This window comes from Rhizobium sp. T1470 (assembly GCF_042140505.1).
GTDB lineage: Bacteria > Pseudomonadota > Alphaproteobacteria > Rhizobiales > Rhizobiaceae > Rhizobium > Rhizobium favelukesii.
On sequence record NZ_CP148093.1, the window covers coordinates 500,514 to 519,921 of the forward strand.

Genomic DNA, 19,408 nt, shown 5'->3' on the forward strand with positions numbered 1-19,408 from the left:
ATCGAGAGGGAGGATGTTTGGGCACGAAGTTCAAAAATGACTGAGGCGGCTCACGAGGGAGGTCAAACTCCTCGACATCCGGGCCGCTACCCGAGGGAGGAAACCAGGGACATCTTCTAGAGAAACCGCAGGGGCGAAAAGATGGCAAAGTTTACGGTTATCATTCCTTACTACCAGAAACAGGCAGGAATCCTGCACCGGGCGCTGACGTCGGTCTTCGCGCAGACCTATCAGGATTTCGATATCGTCATCGTCGATGACCAGTCTCCGTTTCCGATCGAAACCGATCTCGACAGACTGTCTCAAGACGAGCGCGCCCGCGTCCGGGTCATCAAGCAGGCCAATGCCGGACCCGGCGGTGCAAGAAACACGGGTCTGGATAACGTCTCCTCTGAGGCGGAGTTTGTCGCCTTTCTGGACTCGGACGACCTTTGGACCAAGGATCATCTCCTCAACGCCCACGAGACGATGACCCGTTTCGAATCGGACTGCTACTGGGCATCGATAACAGGGGGAGATGCCTTCTATTACCATTTCGGCATGGCCGAACTGGAGAAAACCGAGACGGTCATCCGCCTCTCCGAAACGCCACTTTTGCTCGAGGTTCCGGATTTTCCGCAGGTCATGCTGCGCAACTGGAGCTTCCTTCACCTGTCCTGCATGGTGCTCGGCAGACGGCTTTTCGAGACCATACGATTTGAAGCCGAACTGCGGCTGGCGGCCGAAGACGTATTGTTCTTCTGCGATTGCGCCATTGCAGCCAAGCGGATCGTGCTGTGCAACGAACCCGGTGCGGTACGAGGCGAAGGCGTGAACATCTTTCACAGCATCGACAACGATTCTCCTCAATTTCTCTCGCAACAGTTCAATACCTGGGTTGCTCTCGACACTTTGGAAGGACGCTTTTCGCGCAAACCGACGGAAATCGCGTCCATACATTCCTACAAGCACACGGCGCGCCGGCAGGCGCTCTGGAGCCAGGCAAGGCGCATCAAACGGCGAAAGATGCCGCAGTTCGATCTGCTCGCCCGCTGGATTTGGCGCGACCCCAGGCTGTTGCAAAGTGCGTTCCAGCTTGCCGTGGGTAAACTATCCCGCTAGCCTTAGCAGGTGCAGCATTTTTTGCCACACCCATTGAAGCGCGTGATTGCTGAGGCAGATCACCCTTGAGAAACCTTCCGTAACGCACACAGGAGATGGTCATGGACCCATACTACTGGGAATCCGAGCACGGAAATTTTGGCGACGACCTCAACCTCTGGCTTTGGGACTTCCTGATTCCGGGTTTTCGAGACGTACACCCGGAGACCCTGCTCGTCGGTGTCGGTACGGTCCTCAACCGCGCCCTTTTGCCGGAAGGCCGCCACAAGCTGGTGCTCGGGTCCGGCTTCGGCTACGGCTCGTTGCCAGATATGAGCCACAGGGCGGAATGGGACATTCGCTGCGTTCGCGGACCCTTGACCGCTCAGAAAGTGGGTATCGATCCCAGGCTCGGAATCATCGATCCCGCCGTCATGGTCGCCGAAATGCCCGATTTCAGGAACCTGCCGAAGGTCCACAAGAAGAGTTTCGTGCCGCATTGGGAATCGGCAATCGCCGGCATGTGGCCGGCAGTCTGCACGATGGTCGGCCTGAACTACATCGATCCGCGCGGGGAGGCGAAGGACGTCATTCGCCAGATTGCGCAGTCGGAAATGATCGTGGCGGAATCCATGCACGGCGCTATTCTCGCCGATGCCTTCCGTGTGCCGTGGATCTCCGTGACGACCTCGGACAGCATCAACAGTTTCAAATGGAACGACTGGGCGCAGACCGTCGGCGTCACCTATCGAACGCGTCACGTACCGGTCTCCAGCCGGGCCGAAGCGATCATCAAGGGTGCGCGATTCTGGGGCGTCGATTTCGATACGAACAGACCTGCCCTCGAGGATCCGAACAAGCGGAAGATTGACGGCAATGTCGCTTTGGCGGTGCAGGAACCGAGGCAGACTTCGCTGCGCGCCGCGGCAAAGCAGTTTCTGGCTGCCCCGTCGGCATTATCCCTGTGGCAGGCGATGCGGGCGTCCCCGCAACTGAGCGCGGATCAGGTCCTCGCCGACCGCAAGGATCAGTTCCTGCATGTGATCGAGAGCGTACGCCGCGATTATCTGTGACCGTCCGGCTCTTCAGCCACCATCACGCTGTTCGAGCGTTGCCTGGTGGCTGAAGCAGGTAGCGCAAGGCGCCGTCGCCTCCCAGCCCGATCAGGGCGTCGGCATTCCGGGTCCGAAAGCGTTCGGTTTTATCGCCCCATATCCCGCTGACAATCGCCGGGATCGCCGTCGGTCTTCCGGCCGCATGTGCGATGGCCGCTCCTGGGCCTGATTGCCGTTTGACGTCGAGGGGAGTTGTCACATTATCGAGCGGAGAACGAACGACCGCGCGGCTGCCTAAGATCAGGCAATGGCACCCGTCACTATTTTCCAATGCGCCATGGCGCGGACACGATGAATGTGAGTGGCGAGAGCAGAGCGGCTGCGATGCTGTGCGACGAAGAGATTTCGGATGGCGGAGAAGGTCGTTATGAAACGTTGCAGACCTCCAGCTGATCGGAAACCCTGCATCTGGTGCTCCCGTTTTCGCAGTGGCAGATGAGAATTCTCCGCTCGATTGTTGAGACCCTTATGAGACCGGTGTTCGACCGTTGGCATGAGGTCACGTTTGGCCGCACTATAGGAGCGGAGTTTGTCGGTGATGATCCGCTTGGGTGGCATGCCTTGCTTCTTCAGCAGCCTGCGCAGCAATCGCCTTGCAGCCCTGGTGTCGCGCCGGCTTTGAACGATTTCATCGAGAACGTAGCCGTCTTGATCGACGGCACGCCAAAGCCAGTGCTTTCGGCCGGCGATGGAAACCACAACCTCATCGAGGTGCCAGACGTCCTGGCGCGAAGGCTGCCTGCGACGGAGTTGCTTTGCGTAAGCCGGCCCGAATTTCCGTCCCCATCGCCGGATCGTTTCATACGAGACGATGATCCCGCGCTCCAGCAGTAGCTCCTCGACCAGCCGCAGGCTCAAAGGAAATCTGAAATACAGCCAGACCGCATGGGCGATGATCTGTTGCGGGAATCGGTGACGCTTGTAGCTGATGGATGACTTCTTCATCCCACCAGTTCTATGCCCTACCCACTGATACCAACATGCATTGATCAAAACCGATGCGCCCACTCGCGCAGTCCAATGGACATTATCTTCCAGGGTTGCGATTTCGGCGCAGCGGAAAAATACTGGAAGAGCTACGAGAAATATTATATCGAAAAGACGTGAAGGCACTGTTCGACGGTTTCCCCACTTCAGCGTCGTTTCCACCGGAAACGGCGCTAAGCCAGGTCGTCGAGCGTATAGGCGCGAATATAATCGATCTTCATGTGGGAGCCGTCGTCCAGATCCGCGCCGGGAGCACCGGCCGATCCGCCGACCGCAAGGTTGACGATCATATACATCGGATCATGCATGTCGGACGGGGTATCGGCCCGTGCAACGGCGACGTCGTCGATATACCAGACGATTTCATCCTCTTGCCAAAGGACGCCGTAGGTGTGGAATCCCGTCGTTTCCGCCACGCTGACAGCGGTCGAGACAGAGGTTTGCGTGCCGGTTTCGTTCGAATGCACGGTAACATGCACCGTATTCTGGTCCTGACCGCGCATCTCTACGACATCCAGTTCTGGCGGCCAGGAACCGCCCTCCGGAAGCAGCCAGAAAGCCGGCCAGACCCCTTTATCGTCCGGCATGTCGGCGCGGATTTCAAAATAACCATAGGTTTGTGCAAAGGATGAATGTGTCGTCAGCATGCCCGATGTGTAGGCGTGGCCCTCGACGTGGCCACTGACCGACGCAGGCGTCTTCTGGGCCGTGATCGTCAACACACCGTTGCTGACCGAAAACGGATTGGCGGCCGAGGTCGGCGCATAGGCCGGATTGACGTACCATTGCAGCTCGCCGTTTCCCGGCAATGTCGCGCCCTTCTCCGGCGCCCACCAGTATTTTCCCTCCCATAGCCCTTTCGTGCCGGTGCGAAGCTGCAAGCTGTTGAAGTCATCGTTGAATGTGCGGACGAGAGCGGAGCGGTCCAACTGCAGCTCGAACTGGCTGGCATGAAGGTCGGCGACGGTCCTGTCAGCGAAGACGAGGCTCTCCCCTCCGCCGAGATCCAGTTTGAGATTGCCGCCCTGCTGCGTCGCCCGATCGAGGATCTGGTCGAAGGATGTGAACGCATAGCCCTTGAGCCGGATGCTGTCGTCGGCGCCGAGATCGACCACGAGATCGTTGCCGTTGCCCTTGGAGAAGATGAACGTATCGGCGCCAGCGCCTCCGAACAGAACGTCATTGCCGCCATATCCGTCCAGGGTCTGTCGGCCAGTCGCACCCTTGATGATATTGTCGGTGGAATTGCCGAAGGCATATCGCAAATCTCCGGTCACCGTCAGGTTTTCGATATTCGTGGGCAGCGTATAGCTCATCCATGTGCTGACGGTGTCGATGCCCTGTCCGGCGCTCTCATAAGCGCGATTGATCGCCGAATAGAGATAGTAGATATCGTCGCCGGCCCCACCCTTCATCGTCACGTTGACGGCACTGTCTCCCCACATGGAATCATTGGCGGTGCTCCCGGTCAAAACCGGCCCGGAGCCCGTCGCAGAAAAATGTCGCGTCGATGTGTCACTATAAAACAGGGGTCGCCCAAGGGCGTTCAGCACGGTTTTGCGCATCGGGAGCCTCCGTCGCGTGCCGGGCCGCAAAAGCCCGGCGACACCGGTTTATCGGAACCAAACGGTACCATCGTGACTATAGGGGAACCATCGCGCGGCGCCGTTTTCAGGCATCAATCGACCGGTTTGCCGGTAATCCGCGCATGGTCGTTAATGGCACACTAACCCGTCCCGTTTTGGGCATGGTCCAGTAATGGCAGCCAGGAACGCCGGGATCATACTCCCTTCGCGGGTGCCGGGCCGGGGCGCGGAGCCACGCCTGGAAGCCGGAGAAGCCGAACCAGGGGCTGCTCAATCAACACATAGGCGATGGAACCCGCAACGATCCCTGCGGCAACGGCGCCCACAAAGGCGACGCCGGACGCCAGGCCGAGGATTGCAGCGGCTTTTGCTACGACCGAAATTGCAAATGTGTGCCAAAGATAGATCGAATAGGATGCATTGCCCAGGAAGGCAGGCACCCGCAGGGGGCGCACACGTCCTGCCGCTTCGAGCGACAAAGTGCCGGCTACAAGCGCCGCCGCAAGCGGTCCGCAATTGTATTCGCTGAAGGGTAGCCGGAAGATCTGCAGCACGAAGAATCCGGCCGTCGCGAAAAGGACGAGCGCCAAACCGATGCCAGGTCCGGGAATGCGGCCCTTGAGCCAGAACTCCCCGATTACCAACCCGACGACGAACTCCAGCATGATGGGCCGCGTATAGGTCAGAACCAACGGATTGTCGGACCCGGTTGCCGCACCCGATATGACCAGCATCACAAAGACCAGCGTCACTGCCAACAGCCGGACATTGCGCCGGAGAAAAAGTGACCCCGCGAAGACGAGATAGAAGAACATCTCGTAATTCAGGGTCCAGCCCTGCACCAGGACGGGCCAGAGTTCACCATTGCTCGGCGAACGGGCGGGAATGAAAAAAAGCGATGCAAGGATATGCTGCGACGTCAGCACGAGATTGGGGAACAGGCCGACAGCAGCCCCGGCAATCATCAAAGCCGTTGCCAGCCAATAGACCGGAACGATCCGTACGATCCGTTCAGCCAGGAACCGGCCCGGAGACTGCGGCCGGCGGTCGCTGATCACCCACATGATGAAGCCGCTGATAACGAAGAAGATGTCGACGCCGGCGGCGCCGATGGCGAAATGATGCCCCGTCTTCTCGGCCGCATGAAAGAAGACGACGGCGAGCGCCGCGCAGGCTCGCAGATACTGGATCCCGTAGATGATCTTCATTGAGCCTCGCTGTGCATGAACGTTATCTTCCATTGCCCTCGCGATCCCGTCAGCCGGCACTTGCCCGCAAATAGGATCCGGCAAACGCGGGTCTCGCCACAGCCAACGTCAACCGGCCAGCGGAAAAATAAAGCAGGAAGGATCCGACGTGATAAGGATTGAGAATGTCGACCTCGACGAAAGCCCGCATGAAAAGAAGAACGGCAACGCCGAAGAGAACCGAGGCTTCGACGGCGTGATCCTGCGACAGAAATCGCTTCAGGTGTCCAAACACCGTGATCAACAGAACCGAGCAGAGCAAGACCAGGCCGATACCGCCAGTTTCGACCGCGGTTTCGATGAACGTGTTGTGAAAATGAAACCCGTTGCGCGAACCGATGAAGAACTCGGTCCAGAGACGCTCGGCCTCCGAGAACCCCTGGACCCAGTAGGCCTGGTAACCGACTCCGATGATCGGCGCATCTCCCGCCGCGGCAATCCCCTGCTGCCACAGATAGGTACGCCCGGTCAGGGTTGAATCCTTGCCGAAGATACCCAGAACACTGTCGACGGCGCCTCCATAGACAGCGCCGACAGCGGCGAATATCGCAAGCACGACGGTGGCGAAGAAAACCAATTTGCGGTTTTGCGGCGACAGTTTCGACAGCACCCTCAATCCCAGGCAGATGCCGAGGACGGCAAGCGTCGTCAGGGCTGATGTCGCCGACTGCGCGGCATACAGGCAATAGCAGGCGATCAATCCCACACCTGCGGCCGGTCCGAGCCAGGCGGCGCGCTCGTGCGTCATGAAAAAGGCGGCGAAGGAAAAATAGACGCCGAGCGAAGCATAGAATCCGAGCTGGTTCTTCGAGGCGAAGGCGCCGACGAAACTGAACGTGCCGTCAAGTGGATCGAAATGATAGACCCCGAACAGGAGAGAAAAGACGAGAACCAGACCAACGCCAGCCAGCATGCCCCGGATCAGGGTATGGATGGTGACGAGGCGCATCGCAATCAGGGCACAGACTATATGCGAGAGATACTGCAGCCCCGCCCGTGCCGTCACCCCCGGTGCTGCCGACCAGAAGAATGACAGGCAGGCAAAAATCCCGAACGCGAAAATCCATCCGAACCTTCTGTAATCTCCCAGAACGCGGCGATAATCGATCAGGACCAGGGGAAGCCAGAGGGCATAGTAGAGAAGGATGGAGACCTGACCAAAACGGGACGAATAGGCAAAGACGAAGAGGGACAAGGCGAGCGCCCCTGTGGCGTAGACGCCATTTCGATCAGGGCTGATGAAGCTGGTTTTGGCTATTTTCACGATCGATCCTTGAAGCCGCCCGAGGCGGGCGGCGGGAGACGCGAAGACGGTGGCAAGATGCTCGGCCGTTGTCGCAAGGCTCCGAAAGATTTGGCTATTTTTCAAGCCGTTCAGTTGCTCGCGCGTCGCTGCACTCGCGGTTCAGAATACATTCCTCCGGCGATATGGATGCACAGGTATCATAGAGAACGTTCTTGTGCGCCGCAACAAAGTTCGGAAAACCGGTTGGAAGCCATTTTGAAAACACGGTCATCCATGCTGACACGCATTTGATGACGGCCGTTTTTGACACAAAAAAGACCGAGGTCATCTAATCTCGCTGGGCAATCCGGGTTTCATAGCGCCGAATGGCATCTTGCGAGAGAATTGCAATTTGGTGACGAACGCGACCCGCGTTCTGCCAAGGGGTGACCTGTCCGGCAAGTAATCCGACGTCGACGTCCATTTCTATAGTATCCCCCACGCCCGAAACCTCCCCCTGCCCGTCATCTCGCGCAGGCCGAGTTTCGAAACGATTCGTCCCGCCGCCTGCGGCGTCACATCCAACGTTTTCGCCACCATGCCGGTGGACACGAGCGGACGAGGTCCGCCGCCCCTTGAGCTTTCAGTCCATGAGGGTGCGCGACAGCGCCAGCCGGTCATGTTCCTTGAGGCCGATCTCGGCGGCCGCGATCAAGCCCTGGGCGATGGCGAGCGGCCGAGTTTCGCGATCACGATGCCGGCGGCGATCGACCGGAACCGATTTCAGTCCGATGGACGAGTTCGCCGTCGAGCCGCGCGAGCGCGATCCTCGCCTCGGAAACGGGGTAGAGCAGGCTCAGGATTGGCAAATTGGCGAGTTCATAAGGCATTGAAATAATGGTAAATTGTTTCTTAAAGGAACTCTATATTGAATTTTAAAGCGGCGTTCGAATAACCTGACTCGCGTGGATTGAACTAAGCCGCTACCGCGGCAATTGCGGCGGGCTTTGAGAAGAGCCTCCTGGCTGAGAGGATGAGGGTGTTGCAAACCCACCCTTCAGACAGGAGGTCCAGATGGCCGAGATAAGCCCTCTTCGCCGCCGGATGATCGAGGACATGACGGTCCGCAATCTGTCTCCGGCCACCCAACGATCCTATATCAATGCCGTCCAGAAGTTCAGCCGCCATTTCGGCCACTCGCCGGATCGGCTTGATCTTGAAGATGTCCGCGCGTTCCAAGTCTACCTTGTCTCAGGTGGAATATCCTGGGCGGCATTGAACCAGATCGTCTGCGCGCTGCGGTTTTTTTATGGGGTCACGCTCGGTCAGAATGAGATCCCGGAGCGCATCCCCTATGCCCGCGCACCGCGGAAGCTACCCATCGTTCTGTCGACGGACGAGGTAGTCCAATTCCTGGAAGCTGTCTCCAGCCTGAAGGCGCGTGTGGCACTAACCTGCGCCTATGGAGCCGGTCTCAGGGTCTCGGAAGTCTGCGGACTAAGCATCGGTGATATCGACAGCTCGCGCATGGTGATTCATATCCGCCATGGCAAGGGCGGCAAAGCCCGCTACGTCATGCTGTCGCCGGAACTGCTCGGCATCCTACGCAGCTATTGGCGCTTGACGAGGCCCAAGACGCTGCTCTTTCCCGGACGCAATCCTGACAAGCCGATCGAGCCGACGGTGTTGCATGCCGCTTGTCGTTCGGCGGTTGCAGCAACGGGACTGGCCAAGCGGGTCACCATCCATACATTGCGGCACAGTTTTGCCACCCACTTGCTGGAGAACGGCACCGATATTCGTATTATCCAAGTACTGCTCGGTCATGCACACCTGTCGAGCACGGCACATTACACGCGGGTTTCCACCGACACGATCCGCTCCACGGCAAGCCCGCTTGACCGATTGCGACTGGAGGTGACGCCGCCGGTATCATAATCGGTTGCGCCCCGCTTTCGAAGTTGCCGACATCTTTCGGCGACACGGTGGCTGCTACAGGCGAGAGAACGCCGGTCATCTTAGTCGTGGCGAACGACGTGTCATGGGCGCGATCGAAGCTTGCCGCACACCCAGGCTCGGCGGCCATGTCGATGCCTGCGATGAGTGTGGCACGACTCGCATCTCCTATAATTCCTGCCGCAATCGTCACTGCCCGAAGTGCCAGGGCATAGCTCGCAGGGGATGGGTCGCGGCCCGCATCTGCGATCTCTTGCCGGTCCAGTACTTCCATGTGGTCTTCACACTACCGCCTGGCATCGCCGAGATAGCCTTCCACAACAAGGCGGTCGTCTACGCACTGCTGATGCGGATCGCAGCCCAGACGCTGCAGACGGTCGCCGCCGACCCTAAACGGCTGGGTGCCGAGATCGGTATCATCGCCGTGCTTCACACCTGGGGCCAGGCGATGACCCACCATCCCCACGTCCACTGCGTCATACCAGGCGGCGGTCTCTCACCGGATAAGTCAAAGTGGATTGCATGCCGGCCGGGCTTTTTCTTGCCCGTCCGAGTTCTATCGCGTGTCTTCCGGCGGCTCTTTCTGACGGCCCTTGCTGACGCCTTCGCTCAGCGTAAACTTCGCTTCTCCAACGCGCTTGCACGCCTTGCCGACCCCACCGCTTTCACCAGCCATCTCGCGCACGCCCGTCGCAGTGAATGGGTCGTCTACGCCAAGCCGCCGTTTGGCGGACCGGACCAAGTGCTCGCCTATCTCGGCAGATACACCCATCGTGTGGCCATCGCCAACAGTCGTATCGTCGGTGCCGATGACGAGCATGTCGACTTCCGGTGGAAGGACTATCGACGCCAAGGACATGATCGCGAGAAGATCATGCGCCTTGACCCGCTCGAGTTTATCCGGCGCTTCCTTCTCCACGTACTACCCGACGGCTTTCACCGTATGCGTCACTTCGGCTTTCTCGCCAATAGCCATCGCCGGCAACGCATCGCCCTCTGTCGGGACCTGCTGGGCCAGCGGTCGACGTCGGCCGAGCAACCGCATTGCCTCAACCCAAATCAAGGCTACCCCTTCACATGCCCCGAATGTGACCGGCCGATGCGTCGGATGAAGGCCAACATCCGACCCGCTCAAGCACGGTCATCTTCATTCCGATGTGACACATCATGACATCAGGCGATCGGCAGACGACCCATATCACCCGCCGACTTGGACGCCGTTCCGGCGGACAATCGTCGCTGCCTGGAACCAGGCCAGATGTTCGATCCGTAGGCGCAAATGCATCCATATCGGCACAACCGGCACAGCGACCCGCGACATTGCGCTTCGACAATCATGTAAAACCTCGCCGTCTGCCACTTGATTGCGCGCCCTCAGGGCCACCGCATCACCGCGCCGGAACCGGACGCAGAACGCAATCCCCATAGTGCCAAACAACCCGCGCCTTCGTTCAATCCGGCTTATGTGAGGTCGGCCGAGTATGACGCCACTGTCCTATCCGACCTCACATAACCCTCCAGATTCCGTTTTCTGACGATCTGTGATTTCCTTTAGATGGAGGTGAATCATGGGCAGGTTTCATTCTTTGGATATTCGCGAGCGCGTTGTGTCGATGGTGGACGGCGGCCAGTCGCGGCGGGCAGCGGCGCGGCACTTCTGTGTCAGCGAGAGCGCTGCGATCAAACTTCTGCGGCGTCGCGCGCTGACCGGCACGGTTGTGCCGTTGCGGCAAGGCCGGCCACGGGGCAGCGGCAAGCTTTCGGCCTATCTACCTTTCCTGATCGCTGAGGTAGAGCACAGGCCCGACATCACCATGTGGAACTGGCTGATAAGCTTGATCGGGCGCATGGCGTCCGGGTTCCGCCTTCGTCGCTGTCGCGTGTTCTCGTGGCCCAAGGGTTCACATATAAAAAATGCCCTGATGGCATCGGAACGCGCACGCGCGACGGTGCGACTGGACCGTGACGTCTGGATTGCCAAGCGTCAGCCAAGGATGCGATTGGAACCGCATCGTCTTGTCTTCATTGACGAAACTTCCGTAAACACGAAGATGGTCCGGTTGCGCGGCCGCTGCCCGCGCGGCGAACGTTGGCGCATGGATGGGCCGTTCGGACATTGGGGAACGCAGACCTTCATTGCCGCATTGCGCTGTTATGGCCTGACAGCGCCATGGATCATCCATCACGCCATGAACCGTGTCTCCTTCGACACCTACGTTCAGACCCAACTTGCGCCGACACTTGAACCCGGTGACGTTGTCATCCTCGACAATCTCGCGGTTCACAAAAAGGGCCAAGGCGGCACAGGCCTTGAAAGGCAGAGGCTCCTGGTTCTTGTTCCTGCCGTCCTACAGCCCCGATCTCAATCCCCCATCGAGATGGCCTTTTCCAAGATCAAGGCGCACCTGCGCGCCGCAGCAGCAAGAACATTCGATGCCCTATCCAATGCTCTCGGCTCAATCTGCAATCTCTTCAACAAAACCGAATGCTGGAATTATCTCAATGCAAGGATAGGCGTCCGATTAAGCGCACGAGGCTTTAGGCTCACTGGACTGGTAATAGTAACCGTGTATCGACGCCATCACTTGAGATGTACTTATATCGCGACAACCGCCATTTTCAGCCCTGCGGCTATCTCCGGAACCGTCAGGTCAAGGCTCCCTGCAATACCTGCAGGCTGGTACCGGCTTGAGACCACGCCGTTTTTGAACCTACCACATAGAGGTTTTGTTTCGCGCGCGAGACCGCAACATTGATGATGTTCGGTGAGCTCGCCGCCCATTGGCGCGCCCTGTGCTGAGCCGAATTGGGCGCTCCGAGCAACAGGATGACGGTATCAGCTTCCCGGCCCTGAAACGTATGGATAGTGCCCACACGATCTTGAGGCCATTGATCCGGGTCGACACCGAGTGATCGAAGCAAGTTGACCTCGCGGCCGAGCTTCCGTCGCATTTCCTGCTCGATCACCTTAAACGGCGTGATCACAACGATGCCAGGTGTGGAGTGCCCCCCATTTCACCGGACAAGACGGCTAGTTTGGTTTAGCCCTGATGAACTGCCGAGGGGAAGCCATCTTGAGCGCGGAATGGGGATGGATTTCGTTGTACAACACGACGACAGAACACCCACGGGACCGAGGTTCGCGAGCTTTTGTATCCGTGGCATCCCTGGTCCGGGCGGCTCGTTCACGTCCATGAGGCGCTGTCCAAAGGGACGCATATTTTCCGCTGCAGCCTTTCTGGTTCTTCTTCTGATCGACTTCTTGAAGTCCCAGCATGGATGTTCGACCGCTCCGTGAGTGGTTTTTGGCGCAGCCTGCCGGTTCCGCACGTCGATCTCGCGACCCTGCATACTTTGGCGAAGTTACTGGAAGCCGCCGATGCCTCATCGCAATCTGCGATAATGGGCGCAGCATTGGTCTCTCACGAAACGAGTCGGAGAGATGTCCATGCCTCGCCAGTCCATGACATCCCAGTTCGATCTGTTTTCGGCCCCGCAGGGGATGACGGCAGGGATGCCGCGATGGCCGGAGTTGCCGGAGGAGACCCGCCAGGCGTTGACGGTTCTCATCGTGCGACTGTTTGTAGATCACGCAAATTGCGAGCGCGCCTCTCAGCAGAAGGAGGCCGGTCATGAAGCATGAGAAGATCGGGCCGCACCATCTGGAGCGGAAGGCTATTCTCTATGTTCGGCAGTCCTCGGCTCACCAGGTTCTGCACAATCGCGAAAGCAGCGCCCTCCAGTACGCCATGCGCGACCGGCTGGCAGCGCTTGGATGGTCACATATAGAGACGGTGGATGACGACCTTGGTCGCTCGGCCGCCGGCGGCGTGACCCGTGCTGGATTTGACCGAATGGTGGCGGATGTCTGCCTTGGAAAGGTCGGCGCCGTAGCCGCACGTGAGGTGTCGCGCTTCGCCAGGAACAGTCGGGACTGGCAACAACTCATCGAGATGTGCCGTGTTGTCGATACCGTCCTGGTCGACCAGGAAGCGGTTTATGCGCCCCGCCAGGGCAACGACCGCCTGCTCTTGGGTTTGAAGGGCAGCCTCAACGAGTATGAACTCGATCTCTTGCGTCAGCGTTCCCTTTCCGCCCGCTATGAGAAGGCTCGCCGCGGTGAACTCGTCGTCACTGTTCCGGTCGGCTTCGTAAAGGCCGGTGACAGGATCGAGAAGGATCCCGACCGACGCATCCAGGAAGCCATTGCACTCGTCTTCGACAAGGTTGCCGAACTCGGCAGTGCGCGGCAGGCTCTGCTATGGTTCCTCGAGCAGGGGCTGGACCTGCCAGTCAGGTACACCAATGGTGCCGTCATCTGGCGCAGGCCAAATTATGCCACCATCCACCGGATGATTGCGAACCCGATCTACGGCGGAGCGTACGCTTATGGTAAGAGTCGCTCCGTGCCCCGATACGATGGCCGATCTGGAATTCGTCGCAAGACGCGTGATGAATGGTTGGCGCTGATCCCGGATGCACACGAAGGTTACGTCAGTTGGGAACGGGCGGAGGAGATCCGCAAGATGGTCAGCGACAACATGCCGGCCAGCCGCCATCACGGAGCGCCAAAACATGGTGACGCTCTGCTTGCCGGCCTTTTCCGTTGCAAGAGGTGCGGTCGGAAGCTGACGGTCCGGTACACCGGAAGCAAGCATAACATTCCGCGCTATTCCTGCTGGCGTGGTCTACTCGATAATGGCGAGCCCCGCTGCATTGCTTTCGGCGGTCTGCGGGTCGATGACGCGATCGAAGAGGCACTGCTCGGCGTGGTCGAACCAGGAGCCATTGCCGCCGCCATCGAGGCGGAACGCAATATGGCCAGCCAACGCGACCAGGTTCAGGATGCCCTGCTGCGCGACCTCGAGGCAGCGCGCTATGGAGCCGACCGGGCATTCCGGCAATATGACGCGGCCGATCCGGAGAATAGGCTGGTGACGTCGGAGCTCGAAGCACGCTGGAACAAGGCGCTCGCTCGCGTCGGCGAGATCGAGGCCAAGATTGCCAAACATCGGACAATTACGCCGCAACCGCTCCCCATGTCCGCATCCCAGGTAGCCGCACTTGCGGGGAACCTCCGCGCCGTCTGGACGGCGCCGACAACCGATGCAAGGCTGAAGAAGCGCATCGTGCGCACGCTCATCAATGAAGTGGTCGCCGATCTCGATGATGGAACCTCTGAGATCGTCCTCGTCATTCACTGGGTGGGTGGCGTCCACACCGAGCTGCGTCTGCCGAAGCGGCGCCGAGGGCAAAGAAACGCGACGCCTGACGACATTGTCGACGCTGTGCGACAGCTCGTCCTTATTGCCAATGACGACGTGATTGCCGGTATCCTCAATCGCAATGGACTGACGACCGGCAATGGCAATCGCTGGACACGGGAGCGGGTCACTGCGCTGAGGTCATATCGCAAGATCCCGGTCTTCCGTCCCCAGATCGACGGGGTCGAGCCGTGGCTCAATCTGGGCGGTGCGGCGAAGTTGCTCGGGATAACGCCAAAGACGCTGCGTCTGGCGGCCGAGGCCGGCGAGATCAAGGGGGTTCATCCGCTGCCCGATGGCCCATGGATCTTCAGCCGTTCAAAACTCGCAACACCGGAAGCACGTCAGATCCTCGATCGCGCCCGGCAGAACCCTCGACACCCCACAGGATCGCCGCCAAATCAGGAAAACTTATTCCCTTCAATAACATAGAAAGATGGGCGTTATGAAACAGGATTGTAGTCCTCGATCCACCCGTCGATAAGCCGGAGCGCCGTTTCGGCGTCCGGTAGTGCCGAGATGCGGATGTAATCCCGCTTCAGGGTTTTAACGAACGCCTCCGACATACCATTCTTTCAAGTCCAGGACTGCAGGTCGTGCAACTAGCCAAGCGCGCATAGAGTTCGAGATAACGCACCCCTATCATCCATGGCGTGGCCAACGTTTCGTTCTGGCGACGCGCAAGCAGAACTGGGGCGAAGACCGCGTCATGTTCTATGACGCACGAGGACGGCTGCGTTCGCTGCCGGCCTCGTGGACCGACGCCGATGAGATCGACGCATTCCGCCAGATAGCCGCAGGTCGGTCCTTCTCGCGTCCGGACGATCTGTCGGCGCTGGCTTCATTGATTGCTCACATCAAGGACCGCCATAGAGAGTGAAGATGCGTCAAGTAAATTATGCGCAAATGTCAAGGTAATTATGCCGCTCATGTGATGTTTGCGGGCGGCTTCCTTATGAGAATCGTCATGATAATGCTACAATTTTGGCTAAAAGTTCGATATAATTCAATTGACACTCAAGCCGGTAGCGGCATATTTTACATTACACACAGGAGGCATCCATGGCCAAAGAAAGCAAGCCCGATCGCCTGCGCCAGATGGGCGCTCTCAACCCCAGACCCGACGGCGTCCGCGCCCCCTGGTTCCGGGAAGCAGGTTTCTTCGATCCGCTCGATCTCGTGCAAGTGAAGTATGAGATGCTTCGTCACGCCCGCGAAGACGACACCAACAAAGTCGATGCCGCCGCGCTTTTCGGACTGTCTCGGCAGACCTACTATCAAGCGGAGGCCGCGTTCGAGCGCGATGGCATTGCCGGCCTCTTGCCGCGCACCCGCGGGCCCAAGTCAGCCCACAAGCTTACTGGCGAGGTCATGCGTCTCGTCGAGGAGCATCTCGAAGCGAACGGTGAACTACAGGCCCGTTCGCTGGCGGACCTGGTGCATACGAGACTGGGCATCAGCGTCCATCCTCGTAGTATCGAACGTGCGGTGGCGCGTAAAAAAAAACGATGACGAGCGGACGCACGCAATCGCCATGCCGGCGAACGGCAAGGATGTTTACGAAGCGCTCCGCGCCGATGTTGTTTGCGGCACGGCTTGCGCCAGGCGCGTGGGCGCCATCGTCTTTCACGGACTGTGGCGCGGCCTGGCAGTGCTGATCGCGCCACATCAATCCATGATAGCGCGACAGCCGTCGGCGCCTCGGCTCAAGACAACTTCACTGGTCGCGCACGATCGCCAGCTCGTGCACATGCTCGCCAATATGGTGCTGGCAGCAGAGACAGGAGGAAGCCATGTCTACTGATAATGCCTTGAAGATTAGTGCCGATCACCTGCGGCGCGATGCATTTCTCTACGTCCGCCAGTCCTCCCTTCGTCAGGTGTTCGAGAACACCGAGAGCACGAAGCGGCAATATGCACTGCGAGATCGCGCGGTGGCGCTGGGTTGGCCGATTGAGCGCGTCCACGTCATCGACAACGACCTCGGCCTTTCCGGTGCACAGTCGCAGGACCGCGACGGATTTCAGCGCTTGGTGAACGAGGTCGCGATGGGGCACGCAGGCATCGTGCTGGGACTGGAAGTATCTCGCTTGGCTCGCAACAATGCTGACTGGCATCGCCTTCTGGAGTTGGCTGCGATGTCGCGCACGCTCATCATGGATGAAGATGGCGTCTACGACGCGTCGTCGTTCAACGATCGTATGCTGCTCGGCCTCAAGGGCACGATGAGTGAGGCCGAACTGCACATCCTGAAGTCTCGACTGCAAGGCGGCATTCTTAATAAGGAGCGTCGTGGCGAGCTCGAATTACCGTTGCCGATCGGACTGGTTTACACGCCTGATATGCGCGTGGTGCTCGATCCGGATCGCCAGATTCAGGACACGGTGCGCATGTTGTTCGATACCTTCCGGGAGGCGGGCTCAGCTTGTGCGGTCGTGCGCCGTCTGCGCAGCGAGAAGATCCTGTTTCCTCGGCGCATCCGGCGCGGTATCGGCAAGGGTGATGTCCTTTGGAGCGAGATCGATCACTCCCGACTGCTTCAGATCTTGCACAATCCACGATACGCTGGCGCTTTCGCATACGGACGTACACGCACTGCCTACAATGCCAAGCTCAAGTCCGTACAACAGAAGATGCCGAGGTCCGACTGGCAGGTGCTCATCCTTCAGGCCCATGAAGGCTATATCTCCTGGGATGAGTTCGAGCGCAATCAAACAAGCCTCCAACAAAATGCAGTCGGTTTTTCTCCGGGCCTGCGGGGTCGTATGCCTCGCCAGGGCAACGGCTTGTTGCAAGGACGAGTTTTGTGCGGTCGCTGCGGCGCCCGCATGCGGGTCCATTATGAACAGTTCGAGGGCAAACTCCGTCCCTATTACGTCTGCAACGAGGCCGTCGTTCGTCACGCTGGAAAGACCTGCCAATGGGCAAGAGGACCAGCGATCGATGAAGCGGTCAGCGCGCTGCTGCTCGAAGCAATGGCACCAACGGCGATAGAGGTCGCGCTGGCGGTGCAGGAGGAGATCTCACAACGTGTCGAGCAAGCCGCCTCGCTGCGCGACAAGCAGTTACAGCGCGCCCGGTATGAGGCTGAACTCGCACGCCGTCGCTATCTAAAGGTCGATCCCGACAACCGCTTGGTTGCCGACGCACTCGAAGCGGACTGGAATGGCAAGCTACGCGACCTCGATGCGCTTCAGCGCGAACATGAGCGTCAGCACGAGAAAGACCAGTCATTGCTGGACGGCCCTACGCAGGAACGGATCCGGGCGCTGGCCGCAGATTTTCCTAGCGTCTGGAGCAACGAACGCACGAGCGCCGTCGAGCGTAAACGCATGCTTGGTCTCCTCATCGAAGACGTGACGCTATTGGTTGACCAGCAGATCAATATACATATCCGCTGGCGCGGAGGTCGCACACAAAGCTTGGCAGTAGCTCGCCCCCGGCCCATGGCCGTGATCCGCAAGACCCCGGAAACGGTCGTAGCGCTGATCAACGAACTGCTGGAGACCGACAACGACCAGCAGATTGCCAGTCGTCTCAACGCACTCGGGCATCGTAACTGGCGCGATGAGCCATTTACGTTGAAGAAAGTCATGCTCGTTCGTCGAGCCTACGGATTGAAGACTCGGTTCGAACGGTTGCGTGAGAGCGGCATGCTCACCGGCGAGGAAGTGGCTCGTCAACTTGGCGTCAGCGCCACAACCATCCATCAACTCGGTCGCGATGGCGTTCTCAAGCGCCACCGTTATGCGACCAACCATCGTTACCTGTATGAGCCTCCGGGAAACGTCAGACTCGCAAAAGGCGTCGGCGGTCGCTATGGTAGCCGCCAGCCCCGGCTAATTGACGCTCAACCAATCCAACAAGGTGCATCGTGATGTCTGCTCCTTCGACTGCGGACTGGCGACCGGCGTGAAGCAGGGCGTCAGATTGAGTGCCTGAGCAAACAACCTCGTATCTCTCGCGGTGTAAGCCGAACCATTGTCCGACAGATGCTCGATGGCGTGCGGGGCTCGGGTTGCATGGAAGCGTTTCTCGACCGCCTCCAGCATCATATCGCGCACGTCCGAGCCGGAGATTCCCGCATTGGCACCCGCCGTCCAGGCAATGATCTCGCGGTCGAAGGCGTCGATGATGAAGGCGAGACGAATAACTTCACCATTCCAGCAGGTGAACTCCAGACCGTCGGAGCACCAGCGCAGGTTCGAGCGCATGACCATCACCTTGCCGTCGTGGATGCGGCCCTTGCGAGCGGCCGTATGCTTCTTCAGCAACATTGCGTGGTTGCCCATGATGCGATGAACCCGCTTGGCGTTGACGACAGGCTTGTCGGCGGCTCGCCTTTCGCGATTGAGGAGCGCGGCGATCCGCCGATAGCCATAGGTTGGCCTCTGATCCAACAGCCTGCGGATGGCGGCAGAAGCTCTGCATCCTCGGCCTTGTGATAGGAGCCGCGCGGCTTCGATCTGCCTTTCAGCCGCTCGATTAGATTGGAACGGGAGACGCCCAGTGTGTCGGCCACGGTCTTCATCGGGAACCGTCCTTCGGCAACAAGATCGGCCGCGATATCCGTTTTTTTGAGTCTGCTTTGGAAAGGGCTTCGCGGAGGATTTCGACCTCCATTGTCTTGCGGCCGAGCATGCGCTCCAACTCGCGGACGCGCTCCTCCAGCTTCTTCACTTCCGAATTGCCGACAACCGGCTCGTCAGAATCCACGGCTGCAGCACCTCCCTCACTCAAGAGCCTACGCCACCGGTAAAGCAGATTGGGCGCAACGCCATGGCGGCGAGCGGTGGACGATACCGTCTCGCCAGGTTCGAAACTCTGCTCGATGATCGTCAGCTTCTGTTCGGTTGTCCACCGTCTACGACGGACATCACCAGTCAGCAATTCAACGTGTCGATACTCGTTAGACATAAGCCTGTCCTCAAGTCTGTGCTTGAGCCTT

At 59.1% G+C, this 19,408-nt stretch carries 16 protein-coding genes and 3 pseudogenes; 11 read left to right on the forward strand and 8 right to left on the reverse strand.

Annotated elements, in window-relative coordinates:
- Positions 1-141: 141 nt before the first annotated feature.
- Both WGT02_RS32200 and WGT02_RS32205 read left to right on the forward strand, forming a co-directional pair.
- Entirely contained in the window at positions 142-1,101 is a 960-nt protein-coding gene (locus WGT02_RS32200; protein ID WP_024318836.1) for a glycosyltransferase family 2 protein, read from the forward strand.
- A gap of 101 nt (positions 1,102-1,202) precedes the next feature.
- Positions 1,203-2,153 carry a polysaccharide pyruvyl transferase family protein gene (locus WGT02_RS32205; protein WP_208246096.1) on the forward strand — a complete coding sequence of 317 codons (951 nt, stop codon included), beginning with the start codon at positions 1,203-1,205 and terminating at the stop codon, positions 2,151-2,153.
- Between the two features lie 282 nt (positions 2,154-2,435).
- On the opposite strand, the gene WGT02_RS32210 is transcribed toward WGT02_RS32205, so the two are convergent.
- From WGT02_RS32210 to WGT02_RS32230, 5 genes and pseudogenes are all read right to left on the reverse strand, one after another.
- Positions 2,436-3,140: an IS6 family transposase gene (locus tag WGT02_RS32210; protein ID WP_208245969.1), complete on the reverse strand. Its 705-nt coding sequence runs from the start codon at positions 3,138-3,140 to the stop codon at positions 2,436-2,438.
- Positions 3,141-3,355: 215 nt separating this feature from the next.
- Positions 3,356-4,747: a family 16 glycosylhydrolase gene (locus WGT02_RS32215; RefSeq protein ID WP_208246098.1), complete on the reverse strand. Its 1,392-nt coding sequence runs from the start codon at positions 4,745-4,747 to the stop codon at positions 3,356-3,358.
- A 215-nt stretch (positions 4,748-4,962) separates the two neighbouring features.
- On the reverse strand, positions 4,963-5,976 hold the full coding sequence (locus WGT02_RS32220; protein WP_208246100.1) for an acyltransferase: 1,014 nt from the start codon (positions 5,974-5,976) through the stop codon (positions 4,963-4,965).
- A gap of 49 nt (positions 5,977-6,025) precedes the next feature.
- Positions 6,026-7,279, reverse strand: a complete 1,254-nt coding sequence (locus WGT02_RS32225; protein WP_208246102.1) for an O-antigen ligase — start codon at positions 7,277-7,279, stop codon at positions 6,026-6,028.
- Positions 7,280-7,726: 447 nt separating this feature from the next.
- A pseudogene (locus tag WGT02_RS32230) lies at positions 7,727-8,036 on the reverse strand (helix-turn-helix domain-containing protein); the annotation flags it as partial.
- 278 nt (positions 8,037-8,314) lie between these two features.
- Between WGT02_RS32230 and WGT02_RS32235 the strand changes: the two are divergent.
- From WGT02_RS32235 to WGT02_RS32245, 3 genes are all read left to right on the forward strand, one after another.
- Positions 8,315-9,178 carry a site-specific integrase gene (locus WGT02_RS32235; RefSeq protein ID WP_037069958.1) on the forward strand — a complete coding sequence of 288 codons (864 nt, stop codon included), beginning with the start codon at positions 8,315-8,317 and terminating at the stop codon, positions 9,176-9,178.
- Positions 9,179-9,182: 4 nt separating this feature from the next.
- Positions 9,183-10,367, forward strand: coding sequence for an IS91 family transposase (locus WGT02_RS32240; RefSeq protein WP_082321374.1), 1,185 nt, complete (start codon positions 9,183-9,185; stop codon positions 10,365-10,367).
- Positions 10,368-10,764: 397 nt separating this feature from the next.
- Complete coding sequence (locus tag WGT02_RS32245) at positions 10,765-11,952, forward strand: transposase (protein WP_208246104.1); 1,188 nt, start codon at positions 10,765-10,767, stop codon at positions 11,950-11,952.
- Here the strand turns inward: WGT02_RS32245 and WGT02_RS32250 are convergent.
- A complete protein-coding gene (locus WGT02_RS32250; protein WP_339151186.1) occupies positions 11,843-12,148 on the reverse strand; it encodes an AAA domain-containing protein in 306 nt (101 codons plus the stop codon). The two genes, WGT02_RS32245 and WGT02_RS32250, sit on opposite strands and share 110 nt — an antisense overlap.
- 496 nt (positions 12,149-12,644) lie before the next feature.
- Between WGT02_RS32250 and WGT02_RS32255 the strand changes: the two genes are divergently transcribed.
- Positions 12,645-12,839: a hypothetical protein gene (locus WGT02_RS32255; protein ID WP_208245966.1), complete on the forward strand. Its 195-nt coding sequence runs from the start codon at positions 12,645-12,647 to the stop codon at positions 12,837-12,839.
- Positions 12,829-14,892 (forward strand): recombinase family protein, encoded by a 2,064-nt coding sequence (locus WGT02_RS32260; RefSeq protein WP_208245965.1) that lies wholly within the window; start codon positions 12,829-12,831, stop codon positions 14,890-14,892. Before WGT02_RS32255 ends, WGT02_RS32260 begins: the two co-directional genes overlap by 11 nt.
- An 11-nt stretch (positions 14,893-14,903) precedes the next feature.
- On the opposite strand, the pseudogene WGT02_RS32265 reads toward WGT02_RS32260, so the two are convergent.
- Positions 14,904-15,032 (reverse strand): annotated as a pseudogene (locus WGT02_RS32265) (IS3 family transposase); the annotation flags it as partial.
- A 98-nt stretch (positions 15,033-15,130) separates the two neighbouring features.
- Between WGT02_RS32265 and WGT02_RS32270 the strand changes: the two are divergent.
- From WGT02_RS32270 to WGT02_RS32285, 4 genes are all read left to right on the forward strand, one after another.
- Positions 15,131-15,340, forward strand: coding sequence for a DUF5372 family protein (locus WGT02_RS32270; protein ID WP_210363126.1), 210 nt, complete (start codon positions 15,131-15,133; stop codon positions 15,338-15,340).
- Positions 15,341-15,522: 182 nt separating this feature from the next.
- Complete coding sequence (locus WGT02_RS32275) at positions 15,523-15,972, forward strand: helix-turn-helix domain-containing protein (protein ID WP_225040398.1); 450 nt, start codon at positions 15,523-15,525, stop codon at positions 15,970-15,972.
- Between the two features lie 22 nt (positions 15,973-15,994).
- A complete protein-coding gene (locus tag WGT02_RS32280) occupies positions 15,995-16,264 on the forward strand; it encodes a hypothetical protein (RefSeq protein ID WP_225040396.1) in 270 nt (89 codons plus the stop codon).
- On the forward strand, positions 16,254-18,338 hold the full coding sequence (locus tag WGT02_RS32285) for a recombinase family protein (RefSeq protein WP_208245135.1): 2,085 nt from the start codon (positions 16,254-16,256) through the stop codon (positions 18,336-18,338). Before WGT02_RS32280 ends, WGT02_RS32285 begins: the two co-directional genes overlap by 11 nt.
- 12 nt (positions 18,339-18,350) lie before the next feature.
- Here WGT02_RS32285 and WGT02_RS32290 read toward each other — a convergent pair.
- A pseudogene (locus tag WGT02_RS32290) lies at positions 18,351-19,377 on the reverse strand (IS3 family transposase); the annotation flags it as partial.
- Positions 19,378-19,408 lie beyond the last annotated feature (31 nt).

Excerpts from the sequence above, each read along its gene's own strand:
- WGT02_RS32210 (WP_208245969.1), bottom strand. The coding sequence starts at position 3,140 with ATGAAGAAGTCATCCATCAGCTACAAGCGTCACCGATTCCCGCAACAG.
- WGT02_RS32280 (WP_225040396.1), top strand. The coding sequence starts at position 15,995 with ATGCCGGCGAACGGCAAGGATGTTTACGAAGCGCTCCGCGCCGATGTT.
- WGT02_RS32235 (WP_037069958.1), top strand. The coding sequence starts at position 8,315 with ATGGCCGAGATAAGCCCTCTTCGCCGCCGGATGATCGAGGACATGACG.
- WGT02_RS32205 (WP_208246096.1), top strand. The coding sequence starts at position 1,203 with ATGGACCCATACTACTGGGAATCCGAGCACGGAAATTTTGGCGACGAC.
- WGT02_RS32200 (WP_024318836.1), top strand. The coding sequence starts at position 142 with ATGGCAAAGTTTACGGTTATCATTCCTTACTACCAGAAACAGGCAGGA.
- WGT02_RS32245 (WP_208246104.1), top strand. The coding sequence starts at position 10,765 with ATGGGCAGGTTTCATTCTTTGGATATTCGCGAGCGCGTTGTGTCGATG.
- WGT02_RS32255 (WP_208245966.1), top strand. The coding sequence starts at position 12,645 with ATGCCTCGCCAGTCCATGACATCCCAGTTCGATCTGTTTTCGGCCCCG.
- WGT02_RS32250 (WP_339151186.1), bottom strand. The coding sequence starts at position 12,148 with ATGCGACGGAAGCTCGGCCGCGAGGTCAACTTGCTTCGATCACTCGGT.
- WGT02_RS32260 (WP_208245965.1), top strand. The coding sequence starts at position 12,829 with ATGAAGCATGAGAAGATCGGGCCGCACCATCTGGAGCGGAAGGCTATT.
- WGT02_RS32275 (WP_225040398.1), top strand. The coding sequence starts at position 15,523 with ATGGCCAAAGAAAGCAAGCCCGATCGCCTGCGCCAGATGGGCGCTCTC.
- WGT02_RS32215 (WP_208246098.1), bottom strand. The coding sequence starts at position 4,747 with ATGCGCAAAACCGTGCTGAACGCCCTTGGGCGACCCCTGTTTTATAGT.
- WGT02_RS32285 (WP_208245135.1), top strand. The coding sequence starts at position 16,254 with ATGTCTACTGATAATGCCTTGAAGATTAGTGCCGATCACCTGCGGCGC.
- WGT02_RS32220 (WP_208246100.1), bottom strand. The coding sequence starts at position 5,976 with ATGAAGATCATCTACGGGATCCAGTATCTGCGAGCCTGCGCGGCGCTC.